At 44.4% G+C, this 13,964-nt stretch carries 11 protein-coding genes and 1 pseudogene; 3 read left to right on the top strand and 9 right to left on the bottom strand.

Annotated features, from left to right (window positions below; all coding sequences use genetic code 11):
• Positions 1-68: 68 nt before the first annotated feature.
• The 6 genes and pseudogenes from M4S28_RS05695 to M4S28_RS26530 form a co-directional block, all read right to left on the bottom strand.
• Entirely contained in the window at positions 69-341 is a 273-nt protein-coding gene (locus tag M4S28_RS05695; protein ID WP_004736083.1) for an HU family DNA-binding protein, read from the bottom strand.
• A 191-nt stretch (positions 342-532) separates the two neighbouring features.
• Complete coding sequence (gene lon, locus M4S28_RS05690) at positions 533-2,884, bottom strand: endopeptidase La (protein ID WP_249632449.1); 2,352 nt, start codon at positions 2,882-2,884, stop codon at positions 533-535.
• A 132-nt stretch (positions 2,885-3,016) separates the two neighbouring features.
• Positions 3,017-4,297, bottom strand: coding sequence for an ATP-dependent protease ATP-binding subunit ClpX (clpX, locus tag M4S28_RS05685; protein WP_004736081.1), 1,281 nt, complete (start codon positions 4,295-4,297; stop codon positions 3,017-3,019).
• 81 nt (positions 4,298-4,378) lie between these two features.
• Positions 4,379-5,005 carry an ATP-dependent Clp endopeptidase proteolytic subunit ClpP gene (gene clpP / locus M4S28_RS05680; protein WP_004736080.1) on the bottom strand — a complete coding sequence of 209 codons (627 nt, stop codon included), beginning with the start codon at positions 5,003-5,005 and terminating at the stop codon, positions 4,379-4,381.
• A gap of 105 nt (positions 5,006-5,110) precedes the next feature.
• The gene (gene tig / locus M4S28_RS05675; RefSeq protein WP_004736079.1) at positions 5,111-6,409 is read right to left on the bottom strand and encodes a trigger factor; all 1,299 of its coding nucleotides are present in this window, start codon (positions 6,407-6,409) and stop codon (positions 5,111-5,113) included.
• Between the two features lie 335 nt (positions 6,410-6,744).
• Positions 6,745-6,927, bottom strand: a pseudogene (locus M4S28_RS26530) (hypothetical protein); the annotation flags it as partial.
• 163 nt (positions 6,928-7,090) lie between these two features.
• On the opposite strand from M4S28_RS26530, the gene M4S28_RS05670 reads away from it, so the two are divergent.
• The 3 genes from M4S28_RS05670 (at position 7,091) to M4S28_RS05660 (ending at position 10,630) form a co-directional block, all read left to right on the top strand.
• Positions 7,091-8,953, top strand: a complete 1,863-nt coding sequence (locus M4S28_RS05670) for a sensor histidine kinase (protein WP_215921876.1) — start codon at positions 7,091-7,093, stop codon at positions 8,951-8,953.
• 75 nt (positions 8,954-9,028) lie between these two features.
• Positions 9,029-10,378, top strand: coding sequence for a sigma-54-dependent transcriptional regulator (locus tag M4S28_RS05665; RefSeq protein ID WP_004736076.1), 1,350 nt, complete (start codon positions 9,029-9,031; stop codon positions 10,376-10,378).
• Between the two features lie 78 nt (positions 10,379-10,456).
• Positions 10,457-10,630, top strand: a complete 174-nt coding sequence (locus tag M4S28_RS05660) for a hypothetical protein (protein ID WP_004736075.1) — start codon at positions 10,457-10,459, stop codon at positions 10,628-10,630.
• A gap of 32 nt (positions 10,631-10,662) precedes the next feature.
• Here M4S28_RS05660 and M4S28_RS05655 read toward each other — a convergent pair whose 3' ends face one another.
• The 3 genes from M4S28_RS05655 to M4S28_RS05645 all read right to left on the bottom strand — a co-directional run bounded on the left by M4S28_RS05655 (position 10,663) and on the right by M4S28_RS05645 (position 13,843).
• On the bottom strand, positions 10,663-12,024 hold the full coding sequence (locus M4S28_RS05655; protein ID WP_004736074.1) for a TRAP transporter large permease: 1,362 nt from the start codon (positions 12,022-12,024) through the stop codon (positions 10,663-10,665).
• A 2-nt stretch (positions 12,025-12,026) separates the two neighbouring features.
• Positions 12,027-12,782 (bottom strand): TRAP transporter small permease, encoded by a 756-nt coding sequence (locus M4S28_RS05650; protein ID WP_193836232.1) that lies wholly within the window; start codon positions 12,780-12,782, stop codon positions 12,027-12,029.
• Between the two features lie 65 nt (positions 12,783-12,847).
• A complete protein-coding gene (locus M4S28_RS05645) occupies positions 12,848-13,843 on the bottom strand; it encodes a TRAP transporter substrate-binding protein (RefSeq protein WP_249632448.1) in 996 nt (331 codons plus the stop codon).
• Positions 13,844-13,964: the final 121 nt, after the last annotated feature.

The following is a 13,964-nucleotide window of genomic DNA, read 5'->3' as shown; positions in this document are numbered from 1 at the left end:
CATTTTTCAAACAGTAAACGCATTTTACTGCCTTCCCCTCTCTAAAAGCGAGGTTTCAGCAGTGAAAATTAGTTACATGCGTCTTTAAGTGCTTTACCTGCTTTGAAGCCAGGTACTTTAGCTTCTGCGATTTGGATCTCTTCACCAGTTTTTGGGTTACGACCTGTACGAGCAGCACGAGTACGAACACTGAAAGTACCAAAGCCAACAAGTGCAACTTGGTCACCTGATTGTAGCGTTGTGCCAACTGCTTCGATGAAAGCGTCTAGAGCGCGACCAGCTGAAGCTTTAGAGATGTCTGCGTTTTCTGCGATTGATTCTACTAGTTGTGTTTTATTCACTGTTTTTCCCCTATGTGTCATCTGTGACTACTTCTCGATGACTGTACGTTCCATTTTGGTTTTAATTTAGCCGCAAGCCTTATTGCAAAAGGGCTGCCGCTTTAGTCAAATAACTTAGCGTCCAAAAAAAACGCTGACAAGCCTTTTCGGGTCTATCAGCGTAATTCTTTACTTATTTTTGCTATGCATCACTATTTTTTCACGTCAAACTCGACCCCTGACGGATCTCGTTCTAGCGCGACTTTAAGTACTTCATCAATCCATTGGACCGGAATCACCTTTAAGTCAGCGATTACATTGTCTGGAATCTCTTCCAAATCACGCTCATTGTCTTTAGGAATCAAGACAGTTTTGATGCCGCCACGGTGTGCTGCAAGCAGTTTTTCTTTCAAGCCACCGATAGGTAAAACTTCACCACGAAGGGTAATTTCACCTGTCATACCGACCTCAGCTTTCACAGGATTACCCGTTAGACTGGATACCAATGCAGTACACATTGCGATACCCGCACTTGGGCCATCTTTTGGTGTTGCACCTTCCGGTACGTGAACGTGAATATCACGTTTCTCGTAGAAATCTGTGTTAATACCCAGATTTTCCGCACGAGAACGAACCACAGTCATGGCTGCTTGAATCGACTCTTTCATCACATCGCCAAGAGAACCGGTTTGCGTTAGCTTACCTTTACCTGGCATTGATTCAGTTTCGATAGTCAGTAGATCACCACCCACTTGAGTCCACGCTAAACCAGTCACTTGACCGATACGGTTACTCTCATCCGCTTTACCAAAATCATGACGTTGGACGCCTAAGTACTCTTTCAGGTTATCAATATTAACCGTTACAGACTTAAGGCTGCTGTCTAGCAAGATATTCTTAACTGCTTTACGACAAATCTTCGAGATTTCACGCTCTAGATTACGCACACCCGCTTCACGCGTGTAATAACGAATAATGCCAACGATAGCTGAATCTTCGATATTAATCTCGTGAGGCTTAAGACCGTTACGTTGGACTTGTTTGTCCAGTAAGTGACTTTTAGCGATGTTCAGCTTTTCATCTTCTGTGTAACCCGACAGACGAATCACTTCCATACGGTCCAGTAACGGGCCTGGAATGTCCATTGAGTTAGACGTTGCAACAAACATGACGTCTGACAGATCGTAATCTACTTCTAGGTAGTGATCGTTGAATGCAACGTTTTGCTCTGGATCTAACACTTCTAGAAGCGCTGAAGACGGGTCGCCACGCATATCAGAAGACATCTTATCGATTTCATCTAATAGGAACAGTGGGTTCTTAACACCAACTTTAGACATCTTCTGGATCAGTTTACCCGGAAGTGAACCGATGTAAGTACGACGGTGACCGCGGATTTCCGCTTCGTCACGTACGCCACCAAGAGCCATACGAGTGTACTTACGGCCCGTTGCCGCTGCAATCGAACGGCCTAGCGAGGTTTTACCGACACCAGGAGGACCAACAAGACAAAGGATTGGACCTTTTAGCTTGTTAATTCGATTTTGTACTGCCAAGTATTCAAGGATACGTTCTTTAACACGCTCTAAGCCGTAGTGGTCTTCATTCAAGATCTCTTCCGCTTTCGCTAAATTCTTTTTAACTTTTGAACGCTTAGCCCAAGGAACACCAACCATCCAATCAATGTAGCTACGTACTACTGTTGCTTCAGCAGACATTGGCGACATCATTTTCAGTTTTTGCAGTTCTTGCTCGGTTTTTTCACGAGCTTCTTGAGGCATTTTTGAATCTTCGATCTTCTTCTTCAGAGTCTCGAATTCATCAGGTGCGTCATCCATCTCGCCCAGTTCTTTCTGAATCGCTTTCATTTGCTCATTCAGGTAGTACTCGCGCTGAGATTTCTCCATCTGCTTCTTAACGCGGCCACGAATGCGTTTTTCAACTTGCAGGATGTCAATTTCTGACTCCATCTGGCCCATTAAGAATTCCAGACGTTCAGTCACATCTGCGATTTCTAGAACGTGCTGCTTATCAACCAATTTAAGTGGCATGTGCGCTGCAATCGTATCGGCTAGGCGTGCAGCCTCATCAATACCGTTCAGAGACGTTAGAACTTCTGGTGGGATTTTTTTGTTTAGCTTAATAAAGCCTTCGAATTGATTGATCGCGCTGCGAACAACCACTTCTTGTTCTTTTTCGTCAAGTTCTGAGGTTACAACGTATTCGGCATCCGCTAAGAAAAACTCACTCTCTTTGAACTGGTGAATTTTTGCACGCTGCTGACCTTCGACAAGTACTTTCACAGTACCATCAGGCAGCTTTAGCAACTGAAGAATAGTAGCGACTGTACCTACGTTAAATAGGTCGTCGATTGAAGGCTCATCAGTGTCCGCTTCTTTCTGCGCTACAAGTAGTACTTGTTTGTTAGCTTCCATTGCCGATTCAAGGCAAGTAATCGATTTTTCACGACCGACAAACAATGGAATAACCATGTGTGGGTAAACCACTACATCACGTAGAGGTAGCACGGGGATTTCGATACGCTCGGAACGTTCCAAGTTCATATATTTCTCTCTTCCGCTTTAACTTATAAAGCAGTATATGGGGCTTAAACGACTGGATTCAATGGAAGAATAAAAAAAAGGAGGTAATTGCTTACCTCCTTTTTCAATTTGAGTGACTTGTCTAAAAAAGACCTACTCTGCAACCGCTGCTTGGTTATCTGAGTTGCTGTAAATCAACAGTGGTTCTGACTCACCATTAATTACCGACTCATCTATCACAACCTTGCTTACATCTGTCGAAGATGGCAGTTCGTACATAGTTTCTAGTAGAACACCCTCTAAGATAGAACGCAGACCACGAGCACCCGTTTTACGTTCCATTGCTTTCTTCGCAATTGCACGTAGAGCATCGTCGCGGAATTCTAATTCAGTCTCTTCGATTTCAAATAATGCTGCGTACTGCTTAGTAAGCGCATTCTTCGGTTCACAAAGAATTTGAACTAGAGCTTCTTCGTCAAGTTCTGTCAGTGTCGTTGTCACGGGTAGACGACCAATGAATTCCGGAATTAGACCGTACTTCACGAGATCTTCAGGTTCAACTTGAGTGAACAGTTCACCCACAGTTTTTGCTTCATCTTTTGAACGCACTTCTGCGCCAAAACCGATGCTCGAACCTTTTTCTACACGTTGCTCAATCACTTTATCTAGGCCAGAGAACGCTCCGCCACAAATAAATAGGATCTTAGACGTGTCCACTTGCAAGAACTCTTGCTGTGGATGCTTACGACCACCTTGAGGTGGAACTGAAGCAACTGTACCTTCAACAAGTTTAAGTAGAGCTTGCTGTACACCTTCACCAGACACGTCACGCGTGATTGATGGGTTTTCAGCTTTACGAGAAATCTTGTCGATTTCATCGATGTAAACAATGCCGCGTTCTGCTTTCGCTACGTCATAATCACACTTCTGAAGCAACTTCTGGATGATGTTTTCAACATCTTCGCCCACATAACCGGCTTCGGTTAATGTTGTTGCATCTGCCATTGTGAATGGAACGTCTAGGAAACGAGCCAGTGTTTCAGCCAGTAGCGTTTTACCACTACCAGTAGGACCGATAAGAAGAATGTTACTCTTACCTAGCTCTACGCCTTCAGCTGTCGTGTCACCATTACGCAAACGCTTGTAGTGGTTGTATACCGCAACTGCTAGCACTTTCTTCGCGTATTCTTGACCGATTACATAGTCGTCAAGATGCTCACGAATCTCACGCGGCGTTGGCAGCGATTCCGATTCTTTCTTAGGAAGAACATCTTTAATTTCTTCACGAATAATGTCGTTACAAAGATCGACACATTCATCACAAATGTAAACAGAAGGACCTGCGATTAACTTGCGAACTTCGTGTTGGCTTTTGCCACAGAAAGAGCAGTAAAGCAGTTTACCGCTACCACCCTCTTTGCTTTTGTCTGTCATTCGCTAACCTCTTAGCCTTTACTCTCTATGCTTGAGTGTATATCAATTTGAATCACTTTGCGTTAAACAATTGCCGTGCAATTATTGACCGCGGTGATTAAGAACTGAATCTACCAAGCCGTATTCTACTGCTTGATCAGCAGACATAAAATTATCACGATCTGTATCACGCTCAACAACTTCTAAAGGCTGACCAGTGTGCTCTGCCAATAGTTTGTTTAGCTTTTGTTTGATCGTTAGGATCTCTTGCGCGTGAATTTGAATATCAGACGCTTGGCCTTGGAAGCCGCCAAGTGGCTGGTGAATCATTACACGTGAGTTTGGAAGCACGTGACGCTTACCAGGAGTACCACCCGCTAGTAAGAATGCACCCATAGAGCAAGCTTGACCCATACATACTGTGCTCACGTTTGGCTTGATGAACTGCATTGTGTCGTAGATAGACATGCCCGCTGTTACGCTACCGCCAGGTGAGTTGATGTAAAGATAGATATCTTTGTCTGGGTTTTCTGATTCCAAGAAAAGCAGTTGAGCCACGACAAGGTTTGCCATGTGGTCTTCCACTTGACCTGTTAAGAAAATGATACGTTCTTTTAATAGACGAGAATAAATATCGTAAGAACGTTCACCACGGGAAGTCTGTTCAACCACCATAGGAACTAGTGCGTCCATAATCGATGGCATTGTATTTTTTTCTTGGTAGCTCATATTCTTATGTCCCTAAAATAAATGGCCCGAATGATTAAATCATACGGACCATTGTTAGCAGAATTGTTGACCGTACGTCAACCTTCTACGTCAGATATTACTATATTAAGCAGGTTGCTGATTCATTAGCTCGTTGAAGCTAACTTCTTTATCAGAAACTTGAGCTTTAGCGATGATTGCATCAATAGCTTGCTCTTCTAGAGCAACATTGCGCATGTTGTTCATCATTTGCTCGTTTTGCTCGTAGTAAGCAATAACTTCTGTTGGATCTTCGTATGCTGTAGCCATCTCTTCGATGATAGCTTTAACTTTCTCGTCGTCAGCTTTTAGTTCTTCAGTCTTGATTACTTCACCAAGAAGAAGACCTACAACTACGCGACGTTTAGCTTGCTCTTCGAACAGCTCACGTGGAAGTTGGTCAGCAGCTTCAGTGTTGCCACCAAAACGTTGAGCAGCTTGTTGACGTAGAACACCGATCTCTTGATCGATTAGAGCAGAAGGTACGTCGATGTTGTTTTCGTTAACTAGACCGTCGATTGCTTGCTCTTTGATGCGGTTCTTAACAGCTTGCTTAAGCTCACGCTCCATGTTCTTACGAACTTCAGCTTTAAGGCCTTCAACGCCTTCAGCTGCGCCGAACTTAGAAACGAATTCTTCGTTTAGTTCTGGAAGTTCACGAGCTTCAACTTTGTTCAGCTTGATAGAGAACTTAGCAGCTTTACCTTTTAGGTTTTCAGCGTGGTAATCTTCTGGGAAGTTTACTTCGATTTCGAATTCCATACCTGCTGTTTTACCAACGATACCGTCTTCAAAACCAGGGATCATGCGACCAGCACCCATCTCTAGTGGGAAGTTCTCAGCTTTACCGCCTTCGAACTCTTCACCGTCGATAGAACCAACGAAGTCGATAGTTGCACGAGAACCAGCGTCAGCAGCAGCTTCAACTTCAGTCCAAGTTGCTTGTTGCTTACGTAGAGTTTCGATCATCTCTTCAACGTCAGCTTCTTTAACTTCTACTGCTGGTTTCTCAACAGTGATGTTTTCTAGACCTTTCAGCTCAACTTCTGGGTAAACTTCAAAAGTTGCGTTGAATACTAGGTCAGCGCCTTCGTTGTTTTCAACTGGTGCGAAAGTAGGTGCGCCAGCTGGGTTGATTTTCTCTTTAACGATCGCTTCGATGAAGTGACGTTGCATTACTTCGCCCATCACGTCTTGACGTACTGCTTTGCCGTACATTTTAGCAACCATCTTCATAGGCACTTTGCCTTTACGGAAACCATCGAAACGACGGTTTTTCGCGATGTTGCGTAGTTCAGCTGTAACTGCATCTTCGATGTTAGCAGCAGGAACAGTAATATTAAGACGGCGCTCTAGGCCTTCTAGCGTTTCAACAGTAACTTGCATTATATAAACCTCAAAACTGGCTCAGTAATCTGAGCATATGAGCCGTAACTTAGCTTTAATTCAAAAGCCGACGTTGTTGGCTGCATTCTTGTGTAGTGCTCTATCCGAACACCTAATTTAAAATCGAGCATTGATGTCTGAATTGATTATTCAACCAAACACCAGACTAATCAGCGATATCTTCGTTCTTCACATGCTTATTGAACGTTCTCACGCAGTTATAAAACGTTTTCACGCACTTATAAAAAGCAGTGAAGCTTGTTTTCGGAAACAAGAAAGGTATCTCCGATTAGCCTCAGGACAGAAATTTTAGATGCGACATTCTAGCGATCTGTTTAATCTCTGTCGAGCCGTTCACCTCTGCATGATGATGAATGCTCTAAATTCGTCCAACTAAATGATACAAAAACGATCAAATCATCACTTAGCACAACAGAAATGGGGACAATAGCGACTTTTTCAAGGGAATCGAGGGCTTTTTTTGCTAAAAACCTTAAAAAGAGATCTTGCTCTTGTTTTACCCCTCAGAGTCGATAACTTTTTCAACAATCCCCGTTACAAACCCTTAACCTACCCCCACCTGTCGACTTTCTCCTTTCAGCAAAAACTACCGCTATTTGCTACCATAAATGAGAGAAGACGGGCTTGATTGATTACCAAAGAAATTAGCGGAGAGCCTTCATGTTTCAAGCTTTTAGAATCCCAATACTATTAATGGCCATATACAGTCTACTGATGGTCTTTGGCGGTCATTGGGTGTGGAGTACAAGTCATGAAAGTTTGTTAAATGATCATCAATCTAAGCTAGACCGCTTTTCGGTTCATATTTCAAGCCAATTGGATAAGTTCGCGCACATTCCAGAGCTGCTTTCAAAAGACAAAGAACTGGTCGATGCCCTTCACTCTCCAAGTAACTCTGCGCAAATCGAACTCACCAATCGCTATCTAGAGCACGTAAATTCGGTGATTCAAGCGTCCGACACTTATTTATTAGACAGCATTGGCACCACTATCGCAGCCAGTAACTGGAATCAACCGCATTCTTTTATTCGTCGAAACTTTGCTTTCCGTCCCTACTATCAAGAAGCCATTCAAGGTAATGAAAATCAATATTTTGCGCTAGGTTCAACGTCTGGGAAGCGAGGCTATTATTATTCTTACCCCGTCTCCTATGCCGCTGAGATTATTGGCGTCATTGTCGTAAAGATGGATTTATCGCTGATTGAAGCAAGTTGGAAAGGCAAACAGAGTTTTTTTGTTGCTGACGATAAAGACCAAATCGTATTCATGTCGAGTAATCCTGAATGGCTGTTCAAAAGCCTTCAGCCGCTGAGCCAAGCACAGCAAGCTCGAATTCAAGAAAGCAGGCAGTATCTCGATACCAAAATAGAAAGCCTTCACTTCTCTGGTAATTTCGAGAGTGCGACTAGCAATATTGAGTCTCCGCACAAGCTCGTCCAAGAGCAATTCTTTAGCTCATCACGCTTCTTAGCCGAACCGAAACTCACCATACGGGTATTTTCTCCGACCCACTTAGTTTGGTGGGATCTGGTGGCTTACCTAGTGGTTTTGAGCCTTATCTTTGCGATTATTTATCTAACGATGCAGCTCAATCACCATCGACAACAAAGGCGTGCCCAAATTGATAGGCTGCAATCTGAAGCCAAGCAAAAGCTAGAGTTTCAAGTACTTGAGCGCACATCAGAGCTGCACGTCGAGATTAAACATCGTATCGAAACCGAACATGTACTGAGGCAGACACAAGACGAACTCATCCAAGCCGCCAAACTAGCGGTGCTAGGGCAAATGTCGGCAAGCATTAGCCATGAGTTGAATAACCCTCTCGCTGCGATTCGCAGTTATGCCGACAACGGCCGACTGTTTCTTGCCAAAGAAAAGACCGATCGTGTCGATGACAACCTCTCGCGAATCTCGGCGCTCACTGATCGCATGGCGAAAATCAGCCACCAGCTTCGCTCCTTCGCCAAGAAATCCACCGCGGAAGAGCTACACACGTTGCAGATACTTCCCGTATTGCACTCGTCAAGAGAGCTGATGAAACCACAACTCAAGAGTGAACGAGTAAAGGTCAACGAGCTTCCTGAAACCTTTGATGCTTGCGTGCTCGCCAACGCCATTCAATTGGAACAAGTGATCATTAATTTGCTGACCAACGCGATTCAGGCGATGGAACAACAAAGCGACAAGCAATTAGCTATTCTGTTAGAGGTTAGGGAATCCGACCATCAACAAACCAGCACCTTGCTGATTCATGTCGATGATAATGGCCCCGGCTTCACTTCCTCTTCGAGCGGAGATTTTTTTGAACCTTTCCATACCACCAAGAAAAACGGACTTGGACTTGGGTTATCGATTTCTCAACAAATAATCAGCGGAATCAACGGCAAGCTCGTTACCGGTCACAGCCCTCAAGGTGGCGCTCGATTCAGCATAGAGTTGCCCCTTGTTGAGCAAGAACAAAAAGAAAAAAACCAACACCCAAACCAAAAACAACAGACTGAGATTAAACCGTTAGCAAGCTAGCTATTGAACAAGCGAGTCAACCAACAAGCAAAAAACTCAGCGATAATCAGAATACAAAGAAGTAAAGGAATCACTATGTGTCACGTCTATTTCATTGATGATGAATCCGACCTAAGAATGGCGATTGAACAGAGCTTTGAGCTCGCCGATATTGAAGCGGAGTTCTTTCCCGATGCCGAATCTGCTCTGCTCGCAATTCAAGAGAACGGCTTACCCCACGTAATCATCACTGATATCTGTTTACCGGGTATTTCCGGGCATGACTTGCTCAACACCGTAATGCACAAAGACAAAGAAGTCCCCGTAATCATGATCACTGGCCACGGCGATATCTCCATGGCCGTACAAGCAATCCAAGACGGCGCGTATGACTTCATTGAAAAGCCGTTCGCCAATGAACGTCTAATCGAAACCACTAAGCGAGCGATAGAAAAACGCCAACTTACCCTTGAGAATCTTGAATTGAAGCGCTCTCTCAAGGCCAGTAAAGCGCTTGGACCAAGAATCATTGGTGACACGCAATCAATGACCGAGCTGCGTTCTATCATCACCCACGTTGCCGACACTAACGCCGATATTTTGTTGTTTGGTGAGACAGGCACGGGCAAAGAATTAGTCGCACGATCCCTACATGAGCAAAGCAGTCGACGAGAACAAAACTTTGTTGCCGTCAATTGCGGGGCGGTTCCAGAAAATCTGATTGAAAGTGAGTTGTATGGCCATGAAAAAGGCGCATTCACAGGTGCTGAGAGTAAACGTATTGGCAAGTTCGAGTTTGCTCAAGGCGGAACCCTATTCTTAGATGAGATCGAATCCATGCCGATGCAGGCACAAATTCGCTTGTTACGTGTCTTGCAAGAACGCGTCATCGAAAGAGTTGGCTCAAACGGATTAGTCCCACTTGATATTCGAGTAATCGCCGCAACCAAAGTTGACTTGAAAAAGGCAGCTGAAGAAGGGACTTTCAGACAAGACCTATACTACCGATTGAATGTCGTCACCCTAGATTTACCGCCGTTGAGAAGCCGCCAAGAGGATATCCCAGCACTCTTCCACCACTTCTTACTGGTCGCTGCGGCACGTTATGGCAAAACAGCCCCGGCAATTCCACAGAAAGAACTGCACGAGCTTTTAGCCCACGATTGGCCGGGAAATGTACGAGAATTGCGTAACACTGCGGAGCGTTTCGTACTTTTAGGCAAGCTATCTCACTTATCAGACAGCACTTCGGAGTCGACCCAACATTTGTCATTAGCAGAACTGGTTTGTGATTTTGAGAAAAACACGTTAAAGCAAGCGCTTATTGAGTGTAATGGCAGCATAAAAGAGACGATGGATAGGCTGCAACTTCCCCGAAAAACACTCTACGATAAGATGCAAAAACACCATCTAGTGAAAGAGTCATACAGACAAAACGAAAACTAAATTAGATTTGGGAGCAAGATCACCTATACTTATTTTGATAACAGGATGTTATGCAATCAAAGTAATAAGGACATAACTATGGGTGAGAAAACAAGAGTTCCCTCGATCACCGATACTTTCGAGATAGATGGTATTTTTTATACTGACAATCATGTCGATCTATACACGCCAGAATTAGAGGCAAAAAGAGCGCTCTATGAGCAGATTGATTCAGGCTCTAGATATGGCAAGATTATCGATGAGGAGGTTTAACCCTCCTCATCACTTCGTTGTTACTTCACTATCTACTTAGTGATGATCTCTGGCCCCATCAACGTGGTCGGTAACCATGTTGATACCCAAGGTACGTAAGTTACGATAATCAAGAACAAGAACATCACGCCAACCCACGGCAACGCTGCTTTTACCACGTTCATCATCGACATCTTGGCAACCCCGGCAGTCACAAACAAATTGAGCCCAACAGGCGGCGTTATCATCCCTATCTCCATGTTCACCACCATCATGATGCCAAGGTGAATTGGGTCGATGCCCAGTGCAATTGCAATTGGGAATACCAATGGCGCAACGATGATCAGCAAGCCTGATGGCTCCATGAACTGCCCACCAATCAAGAGTAGAACGTTCACCACAATCAAGAAGGTGATCGGACCTAAGCCTGCAGAAAGCATAGACTCAGTGATCATCTGAGGAATGCGTTCCTCTGTCAGTACATGCTTAAGAATCAGAGCATTGGCAATGATAAACAGCAGCATGATCGTCAGCTTACCTGCATCATAGAGCGTGTCTTTGGTATCTTTATGGAAGAAGGTTTGGAACACCTTAACCAAAGCAGGCTTTGTATTCTTCTTGTCAGCGAAAGGCCCCATATCTTTATAGATAAAGTTGGCAATAAAGAACGCGTAAACTGCTGCCACTGCCGCCGCTTCCGTCGGTGTAAAGATACCGCCGTAGATACCACCCAAAATGATGACAATCAGTAGCAGACCCCAACTTGCGTCTTTTGCTGCTGCGAACATCTCACCCCAGCCCACAAACGGCTGTGCAGGAATCTTCTTAATACGTGCTGCAATGTAGATAGCAATCATCAACATCACACCCGCCAACAGGCCAGGAATAACGCCGCCAAGGAACATGCGACCTACAGATACATCCGTCGCCGCAGCGTAAACAACCATAACGATGGATGGTGGAATCAAGATACCCAAAGTACCCGCATTACAGATAACCCCTGCCGCAAATTCTTTTGTGTAGCCGTTTTTGATCATACCAGCGATAACAATACTACCGATTGCTACTACCGTTGCTGGAGACGACCCAGATAACGCTGCGAACATCATACATGCCACAACCGACGCCATCGCTAAACCGCCGCGGAACCAGCCGACCATTGCGATAGCAAAACGGATAATACGTTTCGCCACACCACCTGTGGACATGAAGCTAGAGGCCAAGATAAAGAAAGGGATCGCTAAGAGTGTGTAGTGGCCTGCAAATGCATTGAACAACGTTTGTGCGACTGAAGCTAATGACGCATCTGAATGCATCAACAAGAATATGACGCTCGATAAACCAAGGGAAATCGCAATTGGTACACCGACCAACATGAAAGCAATTACCATTAAAAATAGAAATAACATTGCCATGATTAGCCTTCCTTACCGTTAGATTTTGTACCCGACTCGTTCGCCTTGTTTTGCTTAGTCGAATCCAATACCGCTGTCGCGTCTTCATCAGAACCCGCTAACACATCAGCTTTCAATGCATCCAGCTCTTCTTCGGCTTCATGGCCTGCAATCATGCGGTCAAGCTTGCCCGTCGCCACTTGATAAGCGATTTGGATGAATCGGAACGTCAGCATTGCCATACCAATCGGCAGCGCCATATAAGGAATAAAACGTGGCAGTTTCTCGTATCGCTCGCCTTCATTCAGCCAGTCAGCAAGAAACTGAAGCATCTCGGGCATTGGAATATCATCGGTCTCGTACCAAGCGCGCTCAGTCGCGAACGGGTACCAGTAATTCCAAGAACCGATAAGAAGTAAGATTGAGAATGCTAGGCAGCTTGTGACAGCGATTAACGCATACACTTTACGTAGCTTTTCTGGGGCAAGGTTGATGATCACATCAACGCCAATGTGGAAGTGTTTTTTAACGCCATAAGATGCGCCCACTAACACCATCCAAGCGAACATGAACACAGTCAGTTCTAGTGCCCACAAGATATTGCCATTGAATGCGTATCTGAATACCACATTGGCAAAAGTAAGTAGCGTCATTGCGCCAAGGAAAAATGCGATTAATGACTCTTCAATCACATCTGTAACTCTTCCGACTTTGGAAAAAAAAGAGGTTTCCAGTGCTGATTCGCTAGAATTTGGTTGTTCCATTTGAGGATTATCCATAATTGACTCCGCTTATAGTTATTTTAATAAGGAGTGGCGAAATGCACGCCACTCCCTTAGCGGTGTTATTGGTTTGAAGCTAACGCTGCATCGATAAGGTCTGAACCGATGTCTTTTTCAAACTTCTTCCATACTGGTTGAAGTGCAGCGACCCATGCTTCACGCTGTTCAGGCGTAAGTGTACGAACCTCACCACCGGCTTCGATGATGTTATTTTTGTTCGCTAGGTTAACTTTTGAAGATTCTGCATTACGTGTTTCAGAGACTTCTTGAACGATAGTGCCAAGCTGTGTACGTACTTCTTCAGGTAGGTCTTTCCAGAAGTCGTTTGACGTTACAACTAGGTAATCCAAGATACCGTGATTGGTTTCAGTTACGCCGTCTTGTACTTCAAAGAACTTCTTACCGTAGATGTTTGACCATGTGTTCTCTTGACCATCGATAACCTTAGTTTGCAGGCCACCATAAACTTCTTTGAAAGACATCTTCTGTGGGTTAGCGCCTAGTTGTTCAAACTGAGCCACCAATACGTCTGATGCTTGAACACGGAATTTCAAACCTTCCGCGTCTTCAGGGTTGATAAGAGGCTTATTCGCCGACATCTGTTTCATGCCATTGTGCCAAAACGCTAGACCTTGAAGGCCACGACGCTTCATCGCATTCTTCAGTTTTTCGCCAGATTCTGAGTTTTGGAAACGGTCAACGGCTTCTACGTCTTCAAATAGGAAAGGAAGGTCAAAAATGCGGTATTTCTTAGTGAACTTCTCAAATTTAGACAACGATGGCGCCGCCATTTGAACATCACCATTTAACAGGGCTTCCAGTACCTTATTATCATCGTAAAGTGTTGAGTTAGGGAAAACTTGCATACAAGCTTTGCCATTCATTTCCGTGTTTACTCGCTCTTCCAGTAAAGAAGCGGCAATGCCTTTCGGGTGCTTATCGGTATTGGTTACATGACTGAATTTAATCACGATTTCACCTGGATCACAGTTTGCAGCAGCATTAAAACTTGTGAGCGCCAGAGCAGAGACAGACAGCAGGGTAAGAGGCTTAAACATTATTATTCTCCTTAGTAAACAAAACAGCCCTTCAATGGGAACTGCGTGCTTTCACTAAGGCAATTAGCGCGCCACATTGACACAAATCATTAACAACCCTTTAACCATAAGGCTTCATGAT

Origin of the sequence: Vibrio sp. J383 (assembly GCF_023503985.1) — a bacterium.
GTDB lineage: Bacteria > Pseudomonadota > Gammaproteobacteria > Enterobacterales > Vibrionaceae > Vibrio > Vibrio splendidus.
This window is presented reverse-complemented; position numbering and strand designations above follow the sequence as displayed.

Coding starts and splice junctions, on each gene's coding strand:
- M4S28_RS05670 (WP_215921876.1), top strand. CDS start 7,091: ATGTTTCAAGCTTTTAGAATCCCAATACTATTAATGGCCATATACAGT.
- tig (WP_004736079.1), bottom strand. CDS start 6,409: ATGCAAGTTACTGTTGAAACGCTAGAAGGCCTAGAGCGCCGTCTTAAT.
- M4S28_RS05665 (WP_004736076.1), top strand. CDS start 9,029: ATGTGTCACGTCTATTTCATTGATGATGAATCCGACCTAAGAATGGCG.
- M4S28_RS05650 (WP_193836232.1), bottom strand. CDS start 12,782: ATGGATAATCCTCAAATGGAACAACCAAATTCTAGCGAATCAGCACTG.
- lon (WP_249632449.1), bottom strand. CDS start 2,884: ATGAACTTGGAACGTTCCGAGCGTATCGAAATCCCCGTGCTACCTCTA.
- M4S28_RS05660 (WP_004736075.1), top strand. CDS start 10,457: ATGGGTGAGAAAACAAGAGTTCCCTCGATCACCGATACTTTCGAGATA.
- clpX (WP_004736081.1), bottom strand. CDS start 4,297: ATGACAGACAAAAGCAAAGAGGGTGGTAGCGGTAAACTGCTTTACTGC.
- M4S28_RS05655 (WP_004736074.1), bottom strand. CDS start 12,024: ATGGCAATGTTATTTCTATTTTTAATGGTAATTGCTTTCATGTTGGTC.
- M4S28_RS05645 (WP_249632448.1), bottom strand. CDS start 13,843: ATGTTTAAGCCTCTTACCCTGCTGTCTGTCTCTGCTCTGGCGCTCACA.
- clpP (WP_004736080.1), bottom strand. CDS start 5,005: ATGAGCTACCAAGAAAAAAATACAATGCCATCGATTATGGACGCACTA.